Genomic DNA, 22,564 nt, shown 5'->3' with positions numbered 1-22,564 from the left:
ATTCTTGTTAAAAATGAAAAGATAAAGAATAATATGTACAGTTGAAGAGAGTTTTGGCCGGCGCTATTATTAAAATAAACGACAAGGAAAGCGTATGAGCCAACAAAAAATCCGAACTGATTATCTATCTCACTACGAACGTAGAAACCCACTTTATGAAAGTCAACTGTTTTCCGCGAAAGCAAAGATAATTTCGAGAAATTTCATTTACTTGCTATTTGGATTTATTCTTTGTGCTGTACTGTATCAATACTTTAATAATTCAACCAAATTAGGAACAGGTTATGAAAGTATTTATATTATTAATTATCAGCGCGAAGGGAATCAATTCAAGCCAGTAACTGAAAATAAAATAAGCAATCTATACCCACAACAGATAGTTCATCGGTTAGGCGGCGAGTGTTCGAGCAATAGGAGTGTATACAAAATACATGACTATTGTGAGATACGCGAAGCCAACAACACCGAAGATTCATCTGTGAAGGGTATACAAACGCCAGCATTAGCGAATGTCTAATCGCTTAAGTTTATTGAAAGACTTTTATTTCAACTGATTGAGTATCCAACACAATATAACTACCTGTATGATGCCATGTGCCCAGTACATAGCGAGTGATTACTCGACCATTAACATTATGGTTAATGGTATTTGCACGATGAACATGACCATGAATGATTACATTCGCTTGTTTTTGCGCGAGTATTTTTTGCACACCTTCTTCAGTGACATCTAACTTTGCAATAGGTTGTCGCTGTTGGTATTGTTTGCTGCGCGAACGTAATTTACGTGCAATTAATTTACGAAATTGTATTGGAAAGCGGAGAAAAATTTTTCTTGAAAGTGGATTTTGTACAAAAGATCGATAACGCTGATAAAGCTTATCATCCGTGCATAGCAGATCGCCGTGCGTTAATAATAGAGAGTAGCCGAATATGGAAATTTCGCAGGGATCTTTAAGCGCGGTAATTTTGGCAAGCTTGAGAAATTTTTCACCAACAAAAAAATCTCGGTTACCTGCTAAAAAATAAGTCTTAACACCTGCATTTGCTAATGTCTCTAAGGCTGTGGCAATCTCGTGTTCAAAATTACCAATTAAATCATCGCCAAGCCATACATCAAAGAGATCGCCTAAAATATATAACTCCTGAGCAAATAGTGCCTTTTCATTAATAAATTTAAGAAAAAGCGCTGTAAGCTCAGGCTTATTTTCAGATAAGTGAACATCTGAAACAAAGAGGGTGTGATTTTTACTGAGCGTCAAGCACTTCAACCGAATCGATGGTGATTTCTTCTAGCGGAACATCATCATGATAACCACGGCTGCCGGTTTTAGCTTTGCCAATCAGTTCTACAATGTCCATACCCTGAGTTACTTTACCAAAAACGCAATAGCCCCAGCCTTCCATAGACTCAGATTTGTGATCTAAAAATTCATTATTAGCGAGATTGATAAAGAATTGTGATTGTGCTGAATGTGGCTCACTGGTTCGTGCCATGGCAATGCTACCTTTTTGGTTGCTGAGGCCATTTTTCGCTTCATTGCTAATTTTGCCATTTTGGGGTGACTTTTCATCTAAATCAGTGGCAAAGCCGCCACCTTGGATCATAAATCCTTTGATGACACGATGAAAAATAGTTTTATTATAAAAACCATCTTTGGCATACTGCATAAAGTTTTGCACTGTTTTGGGTGCTTTTTCAGGATACAATTCTAGGTGGATGTCTCCTAAATTGGTATGGAGTATAATCATTGTTTCGTATTCTCATAGGCTGTTAAAAAGGTGCCCGTAGGGTACCATGATTGAGCTTTAACCGCTATAAATCTTAAAGAGATAATTAGATGACTAACAAAGTTACTATTCGTTCGCGCTTTACCCCAAGTCCAACAGGGCTTATGCATTTAGGAAATTTACGTACTGCACTCTTTAGTTACTTATTTGCTAAATCTCAACAGGCAGCAGGTGAGAAGAGTGCCTTTTTGCTAAGAATTGAGGACACAGATGCTGCGCGTTCTAAAGATGAATATACGCAAGCATTGATCAATGATTTACATTGGCTGGGTATGGATTGGGAAGAAGGTCCAAAGGCGGGTGAATCAACCGGCGAATATTTTCAATCTCAACGAGGTGAAATTTACGAAACTTATTATCAGCAGCTCCTCAAGCAGGGAGATGCTTTTTGGTGTTATTGCACAGAAGCTGAGTTGAGCTTACAGCGTAAGGCACAGTTGCAAGCAGGAGCTGCACCGCGATATGCCGGCACTTGTCGCCATTTAACAGAATCTCAAATTGCGAAAAAACAAGCATTGGGCATTAAGCCTGCTTTACGTTTTAAAGTTGCTGATGCAGGAGAGATTCGCTTCAATGACCTTATTCAAGGTCCTAAATTGTTCAATTGCGCCGATCTAGGTGATTTTATTATTCAGAAACAAGATGGCTCCGCTTCGTTCATGTTTTGTAATGCGGTTGACGATGCATTAATGGAAGTAACGCATGTCTTGCGTGGTGAAGATCACCTGACCAACACGCCAAGACAGTTGATTATTTTGCAAGCCTTGGGTTTGAAAGCGCCTCATTATGCCCATATGGCATTGATTTTAGGTTTTGATGGCAAGCCATTGTCTAAGCGAAATGGTTCTCATTCTATTAGAGAGCTGAGAGATGGTGGTTATTTGCAGTTGGCTATTTTAAATTATCTTGCGCGTTTAGGTCATAACATTACAGATAATAGCTATTTAAGCTTAGATGAGCTTGGTAAAGCCTTTGCTTTAGGCAATATCAATAAAAGTGCGGCTAGATATGATGAAATGCAATTAAACAATTGGCAAAAAATTGCAGTGGAAAAAGCAGATATAGCTACACAGATAGAATGGCTAGAAAAAAACAATGTTCATGTGCAACAAGCGGAGAAGCTTTTGGATGTTGTAAAAGGTAATATTAGTTTTCCTAAAGATGTGGAATTTTGGAGTCAAAGACTGAACAATCAGGATTCACTGGAATATTCTCAGGAAGCAAAAGGTTACTTGTCTAAAATAGATACTAAATTTTGGACTTGCCTTAAAGATTATTTAAAAACTGATGCAATTTCCTATTCAGCATTAATAGAGGCTTTGAAAAAAGAAGGCTTTAATGGCAAAGCACTTTTCATGCCATTGCGTGCAATTTTCACTGGTGAAACGCATGGCCCTGAATTGCAAAAAATATTTGATTTTCTTGGTAAAGATGCTTTGATCCAGCGTGTGGAATTGGCTCAGAGAAAATTTATGATTAGACAACAATTCATGGGCTAATATAAAAATTAAGAATTCTAAGGACCTGTTGGCATGCTACAAATTTATAATACCTTCACACAAAAAAAAGAAGAGTTTAAAGCTATTCATCCAGGAAAAATTCACTTATATGTGTGTGGGATTACTGTTTATGATTATTGCCACATTGGGCATGCCAGAGTATTTGTTTCTTTTGATGTGATAACACGCTTTTTAAGAGCAAGTGGTTGGGACGTAACTTATGTTCGAAACATCACAGATATCGATGATAAGATCATTAAACGCGGACTTGAAAATAATGAATCCATCACAGAACTGACGGAAAGATTCATTCAATACATGCAGGAAGATGAAGCAAAATTGAATGTAATTCGCCCTAATCAAGAGCCTAGAGCCACCCATTATATGGATAAAATTATCAGTATGGTTCAAGCCATTCAAGACAATGGACTTGCTTATCAGGCAGAGAATGGCGATGTTTATTTTGCTGTACAAAAATATAAATCCTATGGTGAGCTTTCGCATAAAAATATTGACGAATTAATGGTGGGTGCACGTGTTGATGTGCAAGAAGCAAAGCGATCACCGTTGGACTTTGTATTGTGGAAAAAATCAAAAGCCAATGAGCCAAGTTGGGCTTCACCTTGGGGAGAGGGGCGACCTGGTTGGCATATTGAGTGCTCTGCCATGTCAACGGATTGCTTGGGGGATCACTTTGATATCCATGGCGGTGGTGCTGATTTGGTTTTCCCTCATCATGAAAATGAACGGGCACAATCTGAATCAGCCACACACAAAACCTTTGTTAATCATTGGATGCATGTTGGTTTTGTACAAGTTTCTAAAGAGAAAATGTCAAAGTCTTTAGGCAATTTTTTCACCATTCGTGAAGTATTAGCTCAGTATGATGCAGAGGTTGTTCGATATTTTCTCATTTCAAGCCATTACAGAAGCCCTGTTAACTATTCTGTTGAAAATTTGGATCAAGCGAAACAATCAATAGGACGCTTATACACGGCCTTGAAAGGCTTAGATCTTAATAAAACTTCTCCTGCGAAAGATAATCCTTGGAAAGAAAAATTCTTTCAAGCAATGAATGATGACTTTAATACACCACAAGCTTTAGCTGTGATGTTTGATTTGGCAAATAAGATTAATATTGCTAAAACAGAAAAAGATATGGTTGCTGCGAATGAACTTGCTAATATCTTATTATCTTTAGGGGAAATATTAGGTATTTTGGATAAAGACGTTGAGCTTTTTTTCAAAGGTGATAATCAAGAAAATGATGCCATTGAGTTATTAATTGCAGAGCGAATTCAAGCTCGTGCAGAGAAAAATTGGGCTAAGGCCGATCAGATCCGCACGCAATTAACGGAAATGGGCATAGCCATAGAAGATTCAGAGAAAGGTTCAACGTGGCGCAAACTATGAGCCGTTTATACCCACAACAGATGATTCGCTGGTTAGGCGGTAAGTGTTCGAGCAATAGGAGTGTATACAAAATACATGGCTATTGTGAGATACGTGAAGCTAACAACAACACCGACATTGTGCCCTTTACGGCTAAGATTCATCTGTGAAGGGTATAATATGATTGCTTTGTTACAGCGTGTGAGTATGGCTGAAGTATGGATTGAGGGTAAGCGTTTTAATCGTATCGAGAAAGGGCTGCTTGTTTTTTTAGGGATTGATAAAAATGATGCTCAAAACCCATTAGTAAAAACAGAAATAGCGCGTTTAGCAGATAAAATTTTAGCGTATCGTATTTTCGTTGATGAAAAAGATCTGATGAATTTGAATGTGATGCAAACTTCTGGTGAATTATTGATTGTGTCTCAATTCACTTTAGTGGCAGATACGCATAAAGGTTTGCGACCTTCATTTTCTAAGGCAGCAGATCCTAAAGAGGCCTTACCGCTATACGAGTATTTTATCCAGTATCTGAGTGGGCAATATTCTAAAGTTAAAACGGGTGTTTTTGGCGCAAAAATGGAGGTGGGGTTGGTAAATGATGGGCCAGCTACTTTTGTGTTGAGCAGTTTGTCTGCTTAATTTGTGTATTTGGCGCTATTAAGTTGTTTTTCGTATATGAAAGGCGCTATATTAGTTTGCATTTAAACTAATATATGGCAGTATGGCATTAACATTATGAAATCAATCCTTGTATTCTTGCATCGTAAAATGGATAGTTTGGTTCTTAATAAACTAATAACTGCTAAAGTTCCTAATGTAAATCTAATCGTTGTATCTCCTATTGAAATAGATCGTGCAATTCAATATCAAGCTGCTCAAAATACGCTGTATCATTCTGTAATGGCGCAGTGTGCAAATATTTCCCCACAGGATATGGCGTGTGTTATTTTTGAGTCAAATTATGGTTTAGGTGGTTCAGATATATTTTGTAATGATTTATATCAAAGATTAAGAACAACTTTCAATAACGCAAGTTTTATTACTTATAGTTCGACTGTTGGGAGTCTAAATCTTGCTTTGCAAAATAGCTCCAAATTATTGGCTTGTTATAATGTACAAATATGTTCTAATAAAATAGACTATCTTTCCTCGTTTCCAGAAAATTATCATTCTAGAATTATCTTAAAAGATAAATTGCTTGTAAAAATTAACCAATTATTAGAAGCCGCCGAAGAAAAAGAAAACCAAAGAGTTCCGCAGCTCTATGTGGATATGTCTATAGATTCATCTGACCCTAGGATTCTCACGCAATTTTCTACCATTACATCTGCTGCAACATCTTCTTCTTTCTTGACAGATGATGACCAGATTGTGCCAGTAGGTGAGGTTGAAGAAGAATCCATACTAGAGAATAGGACTCTAAATGCAAGCCCAATCCCAAGTTCTCGCAGAAGTCCAAATACATCAAAGCTTTAAACATTACTCTAAACTAAAGCTTATTTTCTTTTAAATACTCAGTGTAAGGTATAGATATGCCTTTTTCATTTACGATCCTCACATGTTCACGTGTGAGCATTCTGGGTTCAGCAACACCACAGCTATGTGCAATCATACCAACGTCATGTGTCATATTCATGTGGTAATTTGCAACACGTACTGCTTTTTTGAGAGGATCTAAGCCTTTTTGTAAGCGTTTATTATGAGTAGTGACGCCTGTTGGGCAGGTATCTTTATTGCATTGTAATGCTTGAATGCAGCCCAGAGCAAACATAAACCCTCTTGCTGTTTGAACAAAGTCTGCACCAGTAGCCAGTGCCCAAGCAACATCTGAAGGCGTAATCAGCTTGCCAGAAGCAATGATTTTTATTCTTTCCTTTAAATTATGCTTGATTAATGCATCTGTCACGATAGGCAAGCTTTCTCTGATTACTAAACCCACATAATCCATAAGAGGTTGTGGCGCTGCACCCGAGCCACCATCTGCACTGTCAATTGTTATAAAATCTGGGGCTTTTTCAATGCCAAACTCAATAATATCGAGACAGAATTCTTCAATCCATTCTTGATTACCAATGACCAATTTAAAGCCAACAGGTTTGCCCGTCACTTCTCTAATGTGATCAAGAATTTTTAATAAGTCTTGATTGCTGTTAATGTCAGTATGTCTATTGGGGCTAATGGAGTCATGCCATACAGGAATACCTCGGATGCTGGCGATTTCTGGATTTACTTTTTTAGCCGGTAAAATTCCGCCTTTGCCAGGTTTTGCACCTTGCGATAGCTTTAACTCAAACATTCTAATTTGTGGAATATTAGAGAGTTCTTTTAACTTGGTGTCGGATAAAGAACCATCAAGTTCTCGAGCACCGTATTTTGCAGTACCAATTTGAAAAACAATATCGCAGCCGCCTTCCAGGTGATAGGGGGACAGACCACCTTCACCCGTATTTAACCAACAACCTGCGGTATGGGCGCCATTTGAGAGGGCTAAGATAGCAGGCCTAGAAATGGATCCATAGCTCATCGCAGAAATATTAAAGAAAGATTTTGTTGTGAAAGGGTGTCGGCAGAAGGGGCCAATTGTTGCGGATCCGGGTTCTACCGCGTCTGTAGAGAGCGTTGGAAACGTACAGTTTGCAAAGAGTACCGTGCCAACGCTGGTGAGCGAGCGTGTTGAGCCAAAAGCGAGCGTTGTGTCAACATTTTTGGCTGCGCGATAAACCCAGCTGCGATCGGCTCGATTGAAGGGTAATTCTTCTCTATCAAAGGCGAAAAAATATTGTCTAAAAAAAGTGCCTAATTCTTCAAAAAAATAGCGAAATCTGCCAATCAGTGGATAATTATGACGAATGGCTTGTTCAGTTTGAATTTTATCAGCAATATACATGTATATTGCTGTGATGGCAGCACCTAGAAAAAGAAACACCATTATCCCAGAAAGAATATCTATGGTTATCTGAATGAAACTAGACAATTCACTCAACATATAGGTGGCTCCCTTTTCTTTAAAATCCATTTCCTTTGTTCGCAAAGCGAACATTTTTCCCTCTACCAATATTGGGAGAGGGCGCCCTGAAAGGGCGGGTGAGGGTTAAATTAATTTGTGCAATATTTTTTGATGGCAATTTCAGTAGATTGTATCTCATCCAGCTTTTCTTTTTGAGATAAAGCATGGGTTTTACCTTGTTTGCTTTGGATCAATATCCGTTCATTTGTCATCAAATCTTCGAGACGGCTTTTAGCACGGGTGCAGTTTGTTTTTAAGATTTCATTGCGAGCGCGTTCTTTTTGCTCATTTTTTGCTTTCTGTTTTTGTTTGTCGCTGAGCAAATCATTTTCTTTTACCAGCTCTTGGATTTTCGCTTCACGATTGAGCGATTCTTCAAGCTGTTTGTCAGATTCCTTGAGTGTTTGTGTTGATTTCTGTGAGAGATCAACCTCATCTGCAAAACAGTTTATAGAAAAAAATGCGATTAAAGTGGCAATACTAAGTTTTTTGATTGTTTTCATTGTCTTCTTGTTCATCCCCGTCTTCTTCCCCACAGATTTTTAGTTTATTTGCAATTGCAAAATCAAGAATATGTTTATAAAGTTCAGGATTCGTGTCTTTTAAGGCAGGATCTAATACGACGCAGCGATTTCCCTTACTATAAGAAGGGCGTAGCATAGGCGAATAGTATATGCGGTGGTTTTTAAAGGTGGATAATTGGCCACTGACGCGTTCTGCCCAATCACTAGGGCGAAAGGTTTTACCTTCTTCCGTCACACCTTCAATAATAATTTTTTTGGGTTTTTTGTCTTCAGTCATGAAATATTTCGTCCGCCTGAAATTGCTGTTAAATCTTCCCTGAAAACAACACTTTAACTTTATTATATCTTATTTTTCATTATAATGCGGTATAAATAAAAAGATGTTTAACTAACATCATTTTTGTTCTTTGAACTTTTTAAGCTTGAGCTAAAGGTGTGGTAAAAGGGAGGATGGTTTATACTGTTCTTTTTACCTATTATCGTATTTTGATTAGGAAATATGATCACAATGAAAGATATAGAATCTGATACTCATAAACAGGGCAGCCTTGATTCACGTAGCAAAGGTATTTATTTATTGCCCAATCTGTTTACTACTTCAGGTTTATTTGCTGGTTTTTATGCGATTGTTGCTGCTATGCGAGGTGATTTTGATCACGCTGCCGTAGCCATTTTTATAGCCATGGTCATGGACGGCTTAGATGGAAGAGTTGCTAGACTAACAAATACACAAAGTAGCTTTGGTGCTGAATATGATAGTTTGGCAGACATTGTTTCTTTTGGGGTTGCCCCTTCATTGGTGGCCTATAGTTGGGGATTGAGTAGTCTGGGCAAAATTGGCTGGTTAGCTGCCTTTTTCTATATGGCTGCGACAGCATTGCGCTTGGCTCGATTTAACATTCAGGATCATTCTGATAAACGATACTTTAGTGGGTTGCCTTCTCCTTCTGCAGCAGGACTGATTGCCGGTATGATATGGGTTGCTCATGAGTATGCCGTGCCTGGTCATAAGATCTGTATTATAGCGGCGATTATTACGATTTTAACAGGCGCGTTGATGGTCAGTAATATTCGTTACTATAGTTTTAAAGAGATTAATCTAAAAGATAAAGTGCCGTTTATGGCGGTATTGTTGGCTTTGATTATTTTGGTATTTATATCAATCGATCCGCCACAAGTATTATTGGGGGCTTTTGCAATTTATGTATTATCGGGTCCTGCATTAGCCTTAAAGAGAAAGTGGGTTCATTGGAAGGATAAAAGAAAAGCGAAATAAGAAAATGTAGTATGCGTTAGCATGATGATCAGTATTGTGCTCTGAATGCACATAAAAATAAGTGAGGACATATGGTTTCCAAGGATAAACTTATTATTTTTGATACAACGCTCAGGGATGGAGAACAAAGCCCGGGTGCGTCCATGACGCTAGAAGAAAAAGTGACTATAGCCCTAGCTTTGGAGCGGCTTAAAGTAGATGTGATTGAAGCTGGATTTCCTATCTCAAGCCCTGGTGATTTTGAGGCAGTAAAAGCCGTTGCTCAATCCATAAAAGAATCTACCGTATGTGCTTTGGCGCGTTGTGTTGAGGCTGATATTCAAAGAGCAGCGGAAGCATTACTGCCATCGAATAATAAACGCATTCATATTTTTATTGCAACCTCACCGATTCATATGGAAAAAAAGCTGCGTATGCAACCGCAAGAGGTATTAGAAAGAGCGGTGCGTTCGATTAAAATGGCGAGAAAATATACAGATAATATTGAGTTTTCGCCAGAAGATGCAGGACGTTCAGAAAACGATTTCTTGTGTAAAATTATTGAAGCGGTGATTGAGGCCGGTGCAACAACTATCAACATTCCAGACACAGTTGGATATAATTTACCTGAACAGTTTGGTAAACGCATGAAATATTTGATTGAAAATATTTCTAATGCGGATAAAGCTATTTTTTCTACGCATTGTCATAATGATTTAGGATTGGCGGTTGCGAACTCTTTGTCGGGTGTGTTAAATGGCGCCAGGCAGATAGAATGTACCATTAATGGATTGGGTGAACGCGCAGGAAACGCATCCTTAGAAGAGATTGTGATGGCGATTCGTACGCGACAAGACATTTTTCCTTGTGATACGCGTATTCAAAGTAATCAGCTTGTTGCCTGCTCAAAATTAGTTTCTGCGGTGACTGGTTTTGCCGTTCAGCCGAATAAAGCGATTGTTGGTATCAATGCCTTTGCACATGAGTCTGGTATACATCAAGATGGGGTGCTAAAAAATCGAGAAACTTATGAAATTATGCGTGCAGAAGATGTGGGTTGGAACACCAATCGTATGGTGCTTGGTAAGCATTCTGGTCGCAATGCCTTTAAATCGCGCCTTGAGTCTTTGGGCTATCCATTTCGATCGGAAGAAGATCTCAACCGTTTATTTGAAAATTTTAAAGTGCTTGCAGATAAAAAGCATGAAATTTACGATGAAGATTTAATTGGATTATTTAAAAATAGCAACAAAAAAGAAGCAGACAAAATAACCATTCAAAACATTCATATTAAGAGTCGTTTAGGTCACCCTGCACAGATTAATGTTGTCTTAGGGGTGCATGGGGTTGAAAAAGAAGCTTCATCTGAAGGTAATGGCCCAATTGATGCAGCTTTTAAGGCTATTGAAAAAATTATTCACAGTGGCGCACATTTACAGTTTTTTAGCTTAAATGCAATACATGAGGGTGTTGAGGCGCAAGGTACCGCGAAAATACGTTTAGAAAAACAAGGCAAGATTGCTCATGGTCAAGGGGTAGATACAGATATCGTATATGCGTCGATAAAAGCATATGTAAATGCTTTAAATGAACTTTTCTAAATGAGGTAAAAATTGAAGTTAAGTATTTTACAAGCCTATTGTTTGGATGAAATGGAGATTGAATGCTTTGTATCTCGTCAATCATGTGAAGAGGGCGCTGATTCTAAGCCATATTGGGTGATGCATCGGAAAAACCAAGATGCAAATCTTGAGCAACAGAATCAGCAATTATTAGAGAATATTTTAAATGCATTGTCTTGGGATAGACAGAATATTCAGTATGGTGATTTTTCTAGAGTGCTTGATAATGTAAATGAGGAACCAACCCTTTGTGGGCTTTGCTTTGGTGGGGATGCAGAATTACTGAGAGACAGAGCAGACAACAATTCTAAGATAGTATTGCTGCCTGCACTAGAATTACTACATGATAATGCAGCTTTGAAGAGAGAGACTTGGAATAGAATTAAACAGTTTAAAATTTAACTACTCATTTCTTTTATAGGTTTAGAAGAGTGAGTAGTTAGTCTTAATTTTAGTGTTTGTCTTCTTCGTCTTCTTCAAATTCTAATTCGCCGTCAAGCTCGTCAATTTCTTCAAATTCATCATCGAGTTCTTCATCCATCTCGAATTCTTCATCAAAGGCATCGCTGAGCGCAATGTGGTAAATGGTGATGAATTCATCGTTTACACGGTAAACAATGTCACCAAAATCAAATGAAGATAATAATACGGTCGCTGCTTCAGTTTCATTTAAAACTAAATCCACATCATCTGTTAAATCTTCATCGTCTTGAGAGAGTCTTTCTATCAATTGGCCAATAAGCTCAATTTGATCTTCTTCGTCTAAAGACTCTAATTCTTCCATTGCAAGCGGGTGAAAATTGATATCAATATCCACTTCTTCTTTAAGTTCTGGGAAAGAAATTAAGTTTTCATCTGAAATTGCGCTGCGTTCCATTCCTTCTACAGCGTTATCAACCACTTCTGTTTGCATAAAGTGGTTATAAGCAAGAATAAGCGCATCACTGGGATTAGACTTTAGTTCTGTAGCCGTTTCTTTAAGTTCATCATATAAATCATCTGGAATTTCAATGGTTAAAGTTGCCACAAACAACCCCCGTGTTAAAAATTAATACAACCTAAAAATAGATTTAGCATGTTAGAAGTACTGATACAGATAATCAAGAGAAAATTACCAATATCCTAAAAATTTCCACCATGGGATGCCAACGCCACACCAAATTATGATGTTTAATACACTCACAACAAAGCCTATTTTCCACCAGTCTTTAATGTTGACGAAACCTGCACCGAACAACAGGGGGGCTGGTGCCAAGCTGTAGTGTGTTAGTCCACCAAATAAATTGCTGAAAAAGATAAGTACAAAAACAGCCAGTAACACAGGTGTTCCAAGTACAATCGCGAGTCCCAAGAAGGCTGGATACATGGCGCTTACATGTGCTGTAGAGCTTGCAAAAAAGTAGTGAGAGTAAAAATAAATGAGGCAAAGTAAGGGGAAAGCATAGTGCCAATGTAAGCCTCTGAACTGCGACTGCACATTGTTTGTGAACCAAGAAAGAACGCCTTGCTCGCTTAATTGTCCTGCCAACAAAATGATAATACAGAACCAAACAAAGGTTTCCCAGGCGCTGTCAATTTTGACTAATGAATTCCATTCTAAAACACCCGTGATAAGCAGAATAGAAAGTCCAACCATGGCCGCAACTGCAGGATCGATATATTGGCTTGACATCCACAGAACGAGCAAAACAATAGCTGTAAAAGCCATGATCCACTCTCGTTTGGTCATGCTGCCCAGTTCTTTTAGCTTAGCAAGGGCTTCAATTCTTGCATTAGGCGTTGTTTTTATTTTGGGTGGATATATAAGATAAATAAACCAAGGTACAACAAACAAGCTGATTATCCCAGGAACAATTGCTGCGAGTGCCCACATTCCCCAGGTTAGAGTAATGTTTTGATCAGCTGTTAAAGATGCAATTAATGGGTTAGCAGCCATTGCTGTCATAAACATCGCTGAGGTGATTACAGTGACATGAAAGGCTGTGATTGTTAAAAATGCACCAATATCTCTGGATGATTCAGAGTTTGGAAAGCTTTTATAAGAAGTCGCAATGTCCTTTAAAATAGGATACACAATTCCTGCAGAGCGTCCCGTAACACTTGGGATAGCAGGCGCTAGAATGAGATCGGTTAGCATGAGACCATAGCTTAAGCCAAGTGTCTTTTTACCAAGCAGTGCAGTGAAAAAATAACCAATACGTTTACTTAAGCCTGTTACGTTGAAGCCTTTAGCAATAAAAAGCGCAAAGACCACAAGCCAAACAACGGTGCTACCGAAAGCGCCGAAGGCTTGTTTTACGGTAACGATTTTAGTGAGTACAGCAATTTCAATGGCAATCAATGCAACAGCACCCATTGGGAGCGGTTTAAGGATCAGAGACACAATGGTTGTCACAAAGAGTCCAAACACGTGCCAGCCGGCTTGATTGAGTCCCGTTGGCGCAGGGCTAAACCAAAAGGCAAGTCCAATAAGCACACAGATAAGAAGCGTCCATGGTTTTAATGTATTTTCGTTGTCTTCCGTTGATGTACGCACAGGATGTTTGTTGGTCATGGAGCCTCTCACTGATAGCTAAGGCAAAAATATTTTGGACAGTCATTTGCTCACTTGAATATGAGCTAATGCGCCTAAACATAAGCTGCCATAAATACTGCATCAAATATTTGTAAAAAAGGGTCTACATTTTCTAACTAAATAGATATGATTGCAATCTATTATGATGGGTGATTGTGTAAGCAATCGCTATGTTACTATTCTAAATATATATTCTATTGAGCAAGCGTAATCATGTCAAAGTTAGAAGTTGAACTTGGTAAAAGAAGGACTTTTGCTATTATATCTCACCCGGATGCGGGTAAGACCACACTCACAGAAAAGCTTCTGTTATACGGAGGTGCAATTCAGTTAGCTGGTACTGTTAAAGGACGTAAGGCACAAAGGCATGCAACTTCTGATTGGATGTTATTGGAGCAGCAAAGGGGAATTTCTGTTACGACCTCTGTTATGCAGTTTCCGTACAAAGAACATATTATTAACCTCTTAGATACGCCTGGACATGAAGATTTCTCAGAAGATACCTATCGCACTTTGACCGCTGTAGATTCTGCCTTGATGGTCATTGATGGGGTAAAAGGGGTTGAATCTCGTACCATTAAACTGATGGAAGTGTGCCGTTTAAGAGACACGCCGATTATTACTTTTGTCAATAAATTCGATAGAGAATGTCGAGATCCCATTGAATTGATGGATGAAATAGAAAAAATATTAAATATACGTTGTGCGCCTATCAATTGGCCCATTGGTATGGGTAAAGGTTTTCAAGGCGTCTATGATATTTTAAGCCAAAGTATTTATGTGTTTGAACCTGGTCGTGGCGATAAACTGAAAGTCGCAGAAAAAATTGCGTCGATTGAGGATCCTGCTTTTGTTGAGCGCTGTGGCATACACTATAAAGCCTTTAAAGAGCAAATTGAGATCATTCAAGAAGTATGTGAGAAATTCGATACACAAGCTTTTTTGGATGGAAAGTTAACGCCTGTTTATTTTGGCTCAGCTTTAAATAACTTTGGTGTTGACGCTATTTTAGATGCTTTAGTTGATCATGCGCCAAAACCACTGTCTCGCGAAACTGATACACGAGAAGTGAGCCCATTAGAAGAAAAATTCTCAGGTTTTGTATTTAAAATACAAGCAAATATGGATCAACAGCATCGTGATCGTGTTGCTTTCTTGCGTGTATGTTCAGGCCATTATCAAAAAGGTATGAAAATACATCATGTAAGACAAAATCGTAAAGTCCAAATTTCAACGGCGCTTACCTTTATGGCGGGTGAAAGAGAGCATGTTGAAGAAGCATGGCCTGGCGATATTATTGGTTTGCATAATTATGGCACGATTCAAATTGGCGATACTTTTAGCGAAGGTGAAAATTTTAAATTTATTGGTGTACCTAATTTTGCGCCTGAAATATTCCAAGCAGTTAGGCCTAAAGATCCTTTGAAGATGAAAGCATTGCAAAAAGGCTTGGATCAATTATCAGAAGAAGGCGCAACACAAGTATTTAGACCTTTGGATTCAAATCAAATTATTTTAGGTGCGGTAGGAACTTTGCAGTTTGATGTGGTAGCACACCGTTTGCTTAATGAATATCGTGTAGAGTGTGTTTATGATTCTGTCAATATTGCAGCAGTTCGTTGGATCAAATGCGATGATCCAGAGCAGCTCAAGAAATTCAAAGAGAAATTATCAAGCCAGCTTGCCTTAGATGGGGCGCAGTACTTAACCTTCTTAGCAAGCAGTAGAGTGAATTTGACGATGACAAGTGAGCGGTGGCCGGAGGTGTCTTTCTTGTCAACCCGCGAACATTAATGCTTTGCAATAAAATGGAAACCTAAGAATGGAGCAATACGTTCAAGGATGAATCAAAAATCAAATGCAACAGAACAATCCAGCACTCAACAGATAGAAGTGAGAAGGCTTCGATTTGGTTTGAGTTATGAATTGCCCAAATATTGGAATAATGGCGATGATGTTAGAACCTATATTTTTAACGCAATAGCGCTATTAGCCCCTGCATTTGAGCGTCTTGCCATTACCAGTGTTTTACCCTACAAAGAAGATATTCAAGATCCCCTGCTAAAAGAACAGGTCCAAGGATTCATTGGACAAGAATCTGCACATGGTAGCGAGTTCATTCGCATGCAATGTTTATTAAAAAACCAAGGCTATAATCCAAAACAAATTGAAAAATTAAACATTGATAAATTTAAAGTTCTCGCTCAAAAATTTTCTCCAGAAATGCATTTGTCTTTTACCTTAGCGGCAGAGCATGTGACGGCTGTTATTTCTGATCTATTATTGACAGAAAAAAATTGGTTATCAGGAGCGCCTAAAGAAATGGCTGCATTGTGGCGGTGGCATGCCATAGAAGAAATTGATCATAAAGCCGTTGTGTTTGATTTATATAAAGCAGTGGGAGGGAGTTATTGGATTCGTGTGAAAGGTATGCTGTTAATGACTTTTGTGTTGTGGATGTATTTAACAAGAAATTACGTGCATTTAGCTAAAACAGATAAAAAATTATTGAGTCCAAAATTTTGGCTCAAAACGGTATGGATTCTTTGGGGTGGGCCTGGTTTTATGAGAAAACAGCTGATGCCTTATTTGAGCTATTTTATGCCAAATTTTCATCCGTGGCGAAAAGATAACTATCATTTAATAAAGCGCTTTAAAGAGGCCTATGCAGAATTGCCTAAATTAAAGATAGTAGACTTTTTATCTGATTATTAAAATCCTAGTTGTTAAAAAAACTAAGTTCTTTAAGACGCGCTTCTAATCTTTTGAGCTTTGCAATGCCATAGAGCTTAGTTAATTCTCTATAGTTTGAGCTTGATAGTCCTTTATGCAATATGCCAAACCCATATTTTGAGACTGGTGTACTGTTAGAGAATATTGTTTGTTCTGCTTTCATATCTATGTTTTTCCCCAGGCTGTTTTCTTTAGATATTTTTGTTCTTAGTTTGAAGTATGGGATATTTCTATTCATTTTTAAACAAAATTAAGACAACCAACATAACTCTATGGATAAGTGGTATATCCGTTATTATTTGTCTCCCTTTTTCGTTTCATTGACTTTTTTATAAATCAATAATGCTTGTGTAATTAAAGCAAAATGCTTGGGTTGGAAGATCAGCTTAAAATGGTGTATTTACAACAAAAAGATGTTCATTGTAAGAAGATAGAGATAGACTAAGCGGGGATTTTATCGGTATATACCCTTTACGGCTAAGAATCATCTGTTGTGGGTATACATTCTTTATTTTTGGAAAAAGAAGTCATGGAAAGTAAAACAAGCACGTTGCCATTATTTAAAAATACTCAGTCAGACAACAGTGTTGATGAACGTATTGAGCTCTTAGATGTAGATGAGATACAAAAAAGTTTAGATGCTGAAAATTTATCAAAAGAAGTCTCTGTTTTTCCAACTGTAGTTCAGCAAGAAGACAGTCCAGAGCCTTCTGTTAAAGATACGCTTAAATCTACGGGTTCAGCGCAAAATTCGTCAGGTTTCTCTCTGTCTGAGAATTTAGGATATGGTAAAGATGGAGATATAGAAAGTGTTGCGCGTAACCTTGACTTATTTCAAGCATCTAAATATGAAGTGCCAGTTTACAGAGAAGATAATAATGGTTTAGCTCAAAACAATTTTGTTGCTGCAAGTCCTGTTGTTTGGCCACCTTTCATTATTCCAGCTATTATTGTGCCAGAGCCTGTTGTTCTGAAACCATCTCTTGTTGCGCAAAATGATCTTTATTCTTTAAACAAAGTCGGTGATAAGCTTTTAATTGAATCACCGTTTACAATTAGTTTGGATCAATTACCTGCGGGGAAAGCTTTAGCGCCGCAAGCATTGCTTTCGCATGCGGTGATTACAGAAATAGATAATTTTGGGAATGGGCCAGATATAGCAACACTTATTGATTCAAGCGACCCTCAAAATGGTGTACAGTCTTTACAAAATCCTTGGCAGAAAGGCAACATCAAAAATGAGGTCTCTGCTAATGTAATTGTTATTGCCGCTAATGATGTTGATCAGAATCAAGATGGGATCTTAGATATACCACAGCCCCAATCAACAACTCCCGCAGGTCAGATTACCTTTAATTTTGAGTCTCCGATTTATAGTTTTGGCTTTGACATCTTTAATTTAGAGTATGGCCCAGAAATGCAAGCGGTTGAGATTAGGTTTTATGATAAAGACGGACGTTCTACAATCGTTCCTTTTGAATCTTTTTTAGATCCATTGTCATCTTTTTATGACAATAGCTTACAATTTGGTTCGCGCTCAGCAAATAGAATTAAAGCAATTGATGTAACAGAGCTTGCCTTGTCAGAAATTGTAGAAGTCAAGATAACCTTATCTGATAGTGTGGCTGTTTCTAATTTTAAAATTGTTGAGCAAAATATTAAGCTGTTACCCAATACATTGGTGGGTAATATATTGGATAATGATCAGTTGGCAGTACAAAATGGTGCGCCCCAAGCTGCAATCAATGAAATTAGATTTACTTTTGCGAATAATCAAGCAGCACAAGATTTTCGGGTTAATCATCCACAATTAATTGCAACTGTAAATGAAGCGCAAATTAAGATATCCAATCTAAATCAAATCATTGAAACACCGCTGGGTGGTTTTTTAGAAATTCAGACAGATGGTAATTTCCATTACACAGCACCAGATGATTTTACAATAGGGAAGAAACAGGAAGTATTTGATTATACTGTATCTTCAGATGAACAAAGTGCGTCAGCAAGCGTTAGCATTGATTTAAATGACAATCTGCCACTTGCAAATGATAATGATAATTATATAAATTCTGGCAAAGGAATACATCAATATAATCTCGTTTTGATTTTAGATATTTCTGGTAGTATGGATGCAAAGATATATAATCATTCACGGCTTGAAATGGCTCAAGATGCATTGATTCAATTGATTGATCAATATGAATTAATGTCAGATGAACTTGCTATTACAATTGTGGCTTTTGCATCAGGTGATGGTTTAGCAGGTGCTTTTAGCTATGCGGCAACCTCTGCTCAAGATGCAAGAGATTATGTTCTAAGACGTAATGCGCATGCACAGGATGGTATTCAAATTCAGATGCAAAATCCTGATACAGGCAATGCTTTGGGTAGAGCCACACATTATGACAGTGCCTTATATCATACGCGCGTTGCATTAGAAGCGGATGTTGTTGACCCTGCTATGGCGCATTTTGAACATATTGTTTATTTTATTTCTGATGGTGTTCCTAATACTTATCATACCGCAACCGATCAAGCTGCTTGGCCTCAAGCATGGAGTAGTTGGCAAGATTTTATTCATGATACAAAGACCCAAGTACCAAATGCATTGGTAGAGTCTATTAACGTATTTGCTGTTGGTATCGATCCAGATGAAAGCTTGCGTTCTCCCTTAGAACCCATTGCTTCAGATGATGACCATATCATTGAGCCAGGTTCTCAATTGTTTACTTTTTCTCAAAAGCTACTTGAAACTTTGCCTGATTCTATTCTTGGCAATGTATTGGATAATGATTTGTTCTATTCTCAAGATGCTAAGGTAAGTAAAATTTCCTTCACTGTTCAAGATGCTGTGGGATTTATCTCTACACATCATTTAGATTTAATGGGGGCTGTTGCAAATGCTCATAACGATTCGGTTTCTATTTCATTGCCGATAGATGGTGACTATTTGACAATTCCAACACCCTTAGGTGGCAAACTGTTATTGGATAATGATGGTTATTACTTATATGCACCTGGAAAAGTTGAGCAAGAATTAACGGATTCATTTACTTATACCTTATTTGATGATGTTGTGAACCAATCTGTTAATGCAGATTTAAATATTCATCTCTACCCTGGCATGACGACGGTTACGCGAATAATTGGTGAGCATGAAGGTGATGTGCTTTCCTCTGAAAATCAAAGCGGCATTATTTACATGGAAGGCGGCAGAGGGGATGATCAATTTATTATTGATGTCAGCAATCAAGCAATATCTACAGTGTTTATCAGAGATTTAGCAAATGGTGATAATAATCAATTAATCTTTAAAAATGTCACAGATAAAAATAGTGATGGCATCATTAATTTATCGGACGTATTTTTAGATTTTCATCAAACGCAAGAAAATTCAGATCTAAAAATACTGCTTAATAATGCTGATGCTGCAAATCACTTTACAGGAATAGAGCTCATTTTGGAAAATATGGGCACGGTACCTGGTCACAGCGTTGCAAATTTAATTGATTATTTTGACACTATTGCGGTTTCGATAAACATAATTTAATTTGTTGACATGCAGTCGTGAAGGCTTCATGACAGGTTGGCACTTTGCCATAGAACCGCATGAAGCCATGAATCATATCGTCAAATCGTTTGTGATATAAAGGCACTTCGGCTTGTTTTAATTTTTCTGCATACAACTCTCCCTCATCCCGCAAGGGATCATAATGAGCAGTCATAATTGTGGCAGGAGGTAAATTATTGAAATTGCTGGAGAGTAACGGTGAAACAAGAGGATGTGATCGGTCTTGGCTTGGATAAAATCCTCTTTCATCTAGCCAGTCGATAAAGGTTTTATCAAGCATGTAGCCAGATCCAAAAATTTCTTTAGAGGGATATGGGTTTACTAAATCTACCATAGGATAAAATAAAGTTTGATGTTTTATATAGCCTAAACCTCTATCTCTTAGTACGTGTGTACAAGAGGCTGCAATACTGCCACCAGAGCTTTCTCCCCAAATGACTAATTTTTCTGGTAGAATCGCTAAGCGATGTGATTCTTCGACTAACCAAATAATACTATCGACACAATCATCTAAAAATTTCGGAAATTTATGTTCGGGGGCTAGACCATGCTGAATATTAATCACTTTCATTTGCAAAGTATTGGCAAGCAGACTGCAATAATCATTGCTGGCATCTAGCCTATCTAAGACAAAGGCAGTTGCAGAAAGATAAATTAATACACCCATTGGCTTTTTTAGCGCTTGATTAGATAATGGACATATAGGGGTGTAGCATCGCAAGGTCACATTTTGATGCGTTTTATAATCAACAAAAGGTGCTGAATTTGTTTTAAATTTAGGATGTGTCAAAAATGCACGCATTCTATCTTCATCAAAAGTATGAATATCTGCAAAGCCCATTTTATAGGCTTTTTGGATTAGACGGCTGATTACCGGATTTAATGACATTTGTATACTCTTCTTATTATTTTACTTTTTCTCACCTTTAAAATATAAAGATTGCTATTTAGTTTTCTGTAACAGTAGTAGATTACTGTCTTAGCTGTCAATTTTATTACTCTCGATGAGCGTAGCGAATAAAAAATCCCACTTTTTGAAGGGGGATTTATGCTGGAGGCTAAGTTCAAAAAGCTAAATCCCTCTGCTCGTACAGCTACGCTGAACGAGCGTCGCCCTTTACGAAAGTGAGAACATGTTCGCTTTGCGAACGAATAAAAAGACAGTTACTATGCTTATAATCAACTTATGTAGAAGAGACAAGGACAAGCCGCGGGGCGTAGGCGGTAAATAGTCTGCCTCTTTCTTTTAAGAATGAATCTTGCTGCTCTCTGAATCCTCATTTTGCTCTATTTTTGATAAAATAAATTATTTGCAAATCAGTATAAGTATAAAATGCTTAGTGCCTTACATAAAACAATTAAACACCATTATGTTAGAAATCGGACAAATATAAATTACTACTATGCATTTTTTCTTGTCTTTATTACACCTCTTTCTATACCACTTGCTGTTTACACGATAGTGACAGAACAAGTGACCCAAAGTCACCTTGTGACTGCGCTAGTGATGTATTGTTTAACTGGCTTGGGGATCTCTGTTGGTTTTCATCGATTGTTGAGTCATCGTGCTTTTGAGACAAAGCCATGGCTTAAGTATTTATTGTTAGTCATGGGTTCTTCTGCCATGCAAGGGAGTCCAGCAAGCTGGGCAAGCATTCATATACAGCATCATGTGCACGCAGATAAAAAGGGCGATCCTCACACACCCTTTAAAAAAGGTTTTTGGTATTCACATTGTGGTTGGATCTTTAAAGACTATCAGCCTGATTTTAAACGCTATGGTAAATGGTTATTGCAAGATCAAATCGTGAGACATGTGAGTACTTTTTATTTTTATTATAGCCTAGTTTGTTTGCTCATCCCTGTGTTGCTGGGAGGTTGGGTTGGGTTGGTTTGGGGAGGATTGCTGCGCTTATTTATTTCTAGCCATGCTACCTGGTGCGTTAATTCAGTGTGCCATCTATGGGGCAAACGAGATTATGATAAATCACCCGATACCAGTCGCAATAATGTATTTGTTGCCCTGCTTAGCTTTGGAGAAGGGTGGCACAATAATCATCACCGTTATATGCAAATGCCATTTTTTAGCCACAAATGGTATCAAATCGACCTTGGTAAATGGTTTATTCAATTGCTTTGTCTGTGCAAATTAGCCTGGGGTTTAAAATTGAAGCAGGTGAGAGTTGAACCAGCGCAGAATCTTGGGTAATTGACTTGATGGGTATTTGATTTTATACCCATATAGGTATATTATTCATATTATACCTGTACAGGGATATCCCGTTATTTATCCCTATACAGGTATATTTTATATACCTTATGAAATACCTTGGGAGTTTGAGATGGAGCAATTTGTTTACTCACCTAAGACATTGGGGATGGCAATTCAACGGCAGCGAAAAGCAAAAAAACTGAATCAACACGATGCGGGTAAAGCTTTTAAGCTTAAACAAGCAACAGTATCTAGCATTGAAAGTGGGGCATTAGGAACACGAATTGATACCTTGTTTCGATTATTGGCTGCACTTGATTTAGAAATGATCATTCGTTCAAAAGATGAATCTGATAACGCTGAAAAAGGGGCTTGGTAAA

At 37.9% G+C, this 22,564-nt stretch carries 23 protein-coding genes; 14 read left to right on the top strand and 9 right to left on the bottom strand.

Annotated features, from left to right (window positions below; translation table 11 throughout):
• The first annotated feature begins 94 nt into the window (after window positions 1-94).
• On the top strand, window positions 95-517 hold the full coding sequence (locus CC99x_RS07615) for a hypothetical protein (RefSeq protein WP_057625466.1): 423 nt from the start codon (window positions 95-97) through the stop codon (window positions 515-517).
• 10 nt (window positions 518-527) lie between these two features.
• On the opposite strand, the gene CC99x_RS07610 is transcribed toward CC99x_RS07615, so the two are convergent.
• Window positions 528-1,262 (bottom strand): UDP-2,3-diacylglucosamine diphosphatase, encoded by a 735-nt coding sequence (locus tag CC99x_RS07610; RefSeq protein WP_057625465.1) that lies wholly within the window; start codon window positions 1,260-1,262, stop codon window positions 528-530.
• Window positions 1,249-1,752: a peptidylprolyl isomerase gene (locus CC99x_RS07605; RefSeq protein WP_057625464.1), complete on the bottom strand. Its 504-nt coding sequence runs from the start codon at window positions 1,750-1,752 to the stop codon at window positions 1,249-1,251. Before CC99x_RS07605 ends, CC99x_RS07610 begins: the two co-directional genes overlap by 14 nt.
• Before the next feature lie 89 nt (window positions 1,753-1,841).
• Between CC99x_RS07605 and gltX the strand changes: the two genes are divergently transcribed.
• The 5 genes from gltX to CC99x_RS07580 all read left to right on the top strand — a co-directional run bounded on the left by gltX (window position 1,842) and on the right by CC99x_RS07580 (window position 6,161).
• Window positions 1,842-3,290, top strand: a complete 1,449-nt coding sequence (gene gltX, locus CC99x_RS07600; protein WP_057625463.1) for a glutamate--tRNA ligase — start codon at window positions 1,842-1,844, stop codon at window positions 3,288-3,290.
• A 33-nt stretch (window positions 3,291-3,323) separates the two neighbouring features.
• The gene (cysS, locus tag CC99x_RS07595) at window positions 3,324-4,703 is read left to right on the top strand and encodes a cysteine--tRNA ligase (protein ID WP_057625462.1); all 1,380 of its coding nucleotides are present in this window, start codon (window positions 3,324-3,326) and stop codon (window positions 4,701-4,703) included.
• A complete protein-coding gene (locus CC99x_RS07590; RefSeq protein WP_158003238.1) occupies window positions 4,700-4,852 on the top strand; it encodes a hypothetical protein in 153 nt (50 codons plus the stop codon). The genes cysS and CC99x_RS07590 overlap by 4 nt, the downstream gene beginning before the upstream one ends.
• Before the next feature lie 10 nt (window positions 4,853-4,862).
• Window positions 4,863-5,324 (top strand): D-aminoacyl-tRNA deacylase, encoded by a 462-nt coding sequence (gene dtd, locus CC99x_RS07585; RefSeq protein ID WP_057625461.1) that lies wholly within the window; start codon window positions 4,863-4,865, stop codon window positions 5,322-5,324.
• A 129-nt stretch (window positions 5,325-5,453) separates the two neighbouring features.
• A complete protein-coding gene (locus CC99x_RS07580; RefSeq protein WP_141651941.1) occupies window positions 5,454-6,161 on the top strand; it encodes a hypothetical protein in 708 nt (235 codons plus the stop codon).
• A gap of 13 nt (window positions 6,162-6,174) precedes the next feature.
• Here the strand turns inward: CC99x_RS07580 and CC99x_RS07575 are convergent, their stop codons facing one another.
• The 3 genes from CC99x_RS07575 to CC99x_RS07565 all read right to left on the bottom strand — a co-directional run bounded on the left by CC99x_RS07575 (window position 6,175) and on the right by CC99x_RS07565 (window position 8,493).
• On the bottom strand, window positions 6,175-7,671 hold the full coding sequence (locus tag CC99x_RS07575; RefSeq protein WP_057625488.1) for an FMN-binding glutamate synthase family protein: 1,497 nt from the start codon (window positions 7,669-7,671) through the stop codon (window positions 6,175-6,177).
• A 110-nt stretch (window positions 7,672-7,781) separates the two neighbouring features.
• Window positions 7,782-8,195 carry a hypothetical protein gene (locus CC99x_RS07570; RefSeq protein WP_057625459.1) on the bottom strand — a complete coding sequence of 138 codons (414 nt, stop codon included), beginning with the start codon at window positions 8,193-8,195 and terminating at the stop codon, window positions 7,782-7,784.
• Complete coding sequence (locus tag CC99x_RS07565; RefSeq protein ID WP_057625458.1) at window positions 8,173-8,493, bottom strand: DUF3579 domain-containing protein; 321 nt, start codon at window positions 8,491-8,493, stop codon at window positions 8,173-8,175. The genes CC99x_RS07570 and CC99x_RS07565 overlap by 23 nt, the downstream gene beginning before the upstream one ends.
• A gap of 231 nt (window positions 8,494-8,724) precedes the next feature.
• Between CC99x_RS07565 and pssA the strand changes: the two genes are divergently transcribed.
• The 3 genes from pssA (at window position 8,725) to CC99x_RS07550 (ending at window position 11,495) form a co-directional block, all read left to right on the top strand.
• Entirely contained in the window at window positions 8,725-9,492 is a 768-nt protein-coding gene (pssA, locus tag CC99x_RS07560) for a CDP-diacylglycerol--serine O-phosphatidyltransferase (RefSeq protein ID WP_057625457.1), read from the top strand.
• Between the two features lie 71 nt (window positions 9,493-9,563).
• Entirely contained in the window at window positions 9,564-11,072 is a 1,509-nt protein-coding gene (locus CC99x_RS07555; protein ID WP_057625456.1) for a 2-isopropylmalate synthase, read from the top strand.
• Window positions 11,073-11,084: 12 nt separating this feature from the next.
• Window positions 11,085-11,495: a DNA polymerase III subunit psi gene (locus tag CC99x_RS07550; protein WP_057625455.1), complete on the top strand. Its 411-nt coding sequence runs from the start codon at window positions 11,085-11,087 to the stop codon at window positions 11,493-11,495.
• A gap of 49 nt (window positions 11,496-11,544) precedes the next feature.
• On the opposite strand, the gene CC99x_RS07545 is transcribed toward CC99x_RS07550, so the two are convergent.
• Together CC99x_RS07545 and CC99x_RS07540 are read right to left on the bottom strand one after the other, a co-directional pair.
• Complete coding sequence (locus tag CC99x_RS07545) at window positions 11,545-12,120, bottom strand: hypothetical protein (protein ID WP_057625454.1); 576 nt, start codon at window positions 12,118-12,120, stop codon at window positions 11,545-11,547.
• Window positions 12,121-12,204: 84 nt separating this feature from the next.
• A complete protein-coding gene (locus CC99x_RS07540; RefSeq protein ID WP_077065490.1) occupies window positions 12,205-13,647 on the bottom strand; it encodes a DASS family sodium-coupled anion symporter in 1,443 nt (480 codons plus the stop codon).
• 234 nt (window positions 13,648-13,881) lie between these two features.
• On the opposite strand from CC99x_RS07540, the gene CC99x_RS07535 reads away from it, so the two are divergent.
• Together CC99x_RS07535 and CC99x_RS07530 are read left to right on the top strand one after the other, a co-directional pair.
• Window positions 13,882-15,462, top strand: a complete 1,581-nt coding sequence (locus CC99x_RS07535; RefSeq protein ID WP_057625453.1) for a peptide chain release factor 3 — start codon at window positions 13,882-13,884, stop codon at window positions 15,460-15,462.
• Window positions 15,463-15,510: 48 nt separating this feature from the next.
• The gene (locus CC99x_RS07530; RefSeq protein WP_057625452.1) at window positions 15,511-16,383 is read left to right on the top strand and encodes a metal-dependent hydrolase; all 873 of its coding nucleotides are present in this window, start codon (window positions 15,511-15,513) and stop codon (window positions 16,381-16,383) included.
• Window positions 16,384-16,387: 4 nt separating this feature from the next.
• Here CC99x_RS07530 and CC99x_RS07525 read toward each other — a convergent pair whose 3' ends face one another.
• Window positions 16,388-16,639 (bottom strand): hypothetical protein, encoded by a 252-nt coding sequence (locus tag CC99x_RS07525; RefSeq protein ID WP_057625451.1) that lies wholly within the window; start codon window positions 16,637-16,639, stop codon window positions 16,388-16,390.
• A gap of 255 nt (window positions 16,640-16,894) precedes the next feature.
• On the opposite strand from CC99x_RS07525, the gene CC99x_RS07520 reads away from it, so the two are divergent.
• The gene (locus CC99x_RS07520; RefSeq protein WP_141651940.1) at window positions 16,895-19,951 is read left to right on the top strand and encodes a vWA domain-containing protein; all 3,057 of its coding nucleotides are present in this window, start codon (window positions 16,895-16,897) and stop codon (window positions 19,949-19,951) included.
• Here CC99x_RS07520 and CC99x_RS07515 read toward each other — a convergent pair.
• The gene (locus tag CC99x_RS07515) at window positions 19,923-20,861 is read right to left on the bottom strand and encodes an alpha/beta hydrolase (RefSeq protein ID WP_057625449.1); all 939 of its coding nucleotides are present in this window, start codon (window positions 20,859-20,861) and stop codon (window positions 19,923-19,925) included. The two genes, CC99x_RS07520 and CC99x_RS07515, sit on opposite strands and share 29 nt — an antisense overlap.
• Before the next feature lie 444 nt (window positions 20,862-21,305).
• Here CC99x_RS07515 and CC99x_RS07510 point away from each other — a divergent pair, with 444 nt between their 5' ends.
• Complete coding sequence (locus tag CC99x_RS07510) at window positions 21,306-22,181, top strand: acyl-CoA desaturase (RefSeq protein ID WP_057625448.1); 876 nt, start codon at window positions 21,306-21,308, stop codon at window positions 22,179-22,181.
• 133 nt (window positions 22,182-22,314) lie between these two features.
• A complete protein-coding gene (locus CC99x_RS07505; RefSeq protein WP_057625447.1) occupies window positions 22,315-22,563 on the top strand; it encodes a helix-turn-helix domain-containing protein in 249 nt (82 codons plus the stop codon).
• The last annotated feature ends 1 nt before the right edge of the window (window position 22,564 follow it).

This window comes from Candidatus Berkiella cookevillensis (assembly GCF_001431315.2).
Lineage (GTDB): Bacteria > Pseudomonadota > Gammaproteobacteria > Berkiellales > Berkiellaceae > Berkiella_A > Berkiella_A cookevillensis.
This window is presented reverse-complemented; position numbering and strand designations above follow the sequence as displayed.

Bases quoted from the DNA above. Each gene is read 5' to 3' on its own strand.
- CC99x_RS07615 (WP_057625466.1), top strand. From the start codon at position 95: ATGAGCCAACAAAAAATCCGAACTGATTATCTATCTCACTACGAACGT.
- CC99x_RS07605 (WP_057625464.1), bottom strand. From the start codon at position 1,752: ATGATTATACTCCATACCAATTTAGGAGACATCCACCTAGAATTGTAT.
- gltX (WP_057625463.1), top strand. From the start codon at position 1,842: ATGACTAACAAAGTTACTATTCGTTCGCGCTTTACCCCAAGTCCAACA.
- cysS (WP_057625462.1), top strand. From the start codon at position 3,324: ATGCTACAAATTTATAATACCTTCACACAAAAAAAAGAAGAGTTTAAA.
- CC99x_RS07590 (WP_158003238.1), top strand. From the start codon at position 4,700: ATGAGCCGTTTATACCCACAACAGATGATTCGCTGGTTAGGCGGTAAG.
- dtd (WP_057625461.1), top strand. From the start codon at position 4,863: ATGATTGCTTTGTTACAGCGTGTGAGTATGGCTGAAGTATGGATTGAG.
- CC99x_RS07580 (WP_141651941.1), top strand. From the start codon at position 5,454: ATGGATAGTTTGGTTCTTAATAAACTAATAACTGCTAAAGTTCCTAAT.
- CC99x_RS07575 (WP_057625488.1), bottom strand. From the start codon at position 7,671: ATGTTGAGTGAATTGTCTAGTTTCATTCAGATAACCATAGATATTCTT.
- CC99x_RS07570 (WP_057625459.1), bottom strand. From the start codon at position 8,195: ATGAAAACAATCAAAAAACTTAGTATTGCCACTTTAATCGCATTTTTT.
- CC99x_RS07565 (WP_057625458.1), bottom strand. From the start codon at position 8,493: ATGACTGAAGACAAAAAACCCAAAAAAATTATTATTGAAGGTGTGACG.
- pssA (WP_057625457.1), top strand. From the start codon at position 8,725: ATGAAAGATATAGAATCTGATACTCATAAACAGGGCAGCCTTGATTCA.
- CC99x_RS07555 (WP_057625456.1), top strand. From the start codon at position 9,564: ATGGTTTCCAAGGATAAACTTATTATTTTTGATACAACGCTCAGGGAT.
- CC99x_RS07540 (WP_077065490.1), bottom strand. From the start codon at position 13,647: ATGACCAACAAACATCCTGTGCGTACATCAACGGAAGACAACGAAAAT.
- CC99x_RS07535 (WP_057625453.1), top strand. From the start codon at position 13,882: ATGTCAAAGTTAGAAGTTGAACTTGGTAAAAGAAGGACTTTTGCTATT.
- CC99x_RS07530 (WP_057625452.1), top strand. From the start codon at position 15,511: ATGAATCAAAAATCAAATGCAACAGAACAATCCAGCACTCAACAGATA.
- CC99x_RS07525 (WP_057625451.1), bottom strand. From the start codon at position 16,639: ATGAATAGAAATATCCCATACTTCAAACTAAGAACAAAAATATCTAAA.
- CC99x_RS07515 (WP_057625449.1), bottom strand. From the start codon at position 20,861: ATGTCATTAAATCCGGTAATCAGCCGTCTAATCCAAAAAGCCTATAAA.
- CC99x_RS07510 (WP_057625448.1), top strand. From the start codon at position 21,306: ATGCTTAGTGCCTTACATAAAACAATTAAACACCATTATGTTAGAAAT.
- CC99x_RS07505 (WP_057625447.1), top strand. From the start codon at position 22,315: ATGGAGCAATTTGTTTACTCACCTAAGACATTGGGGATGGCAATTCAA.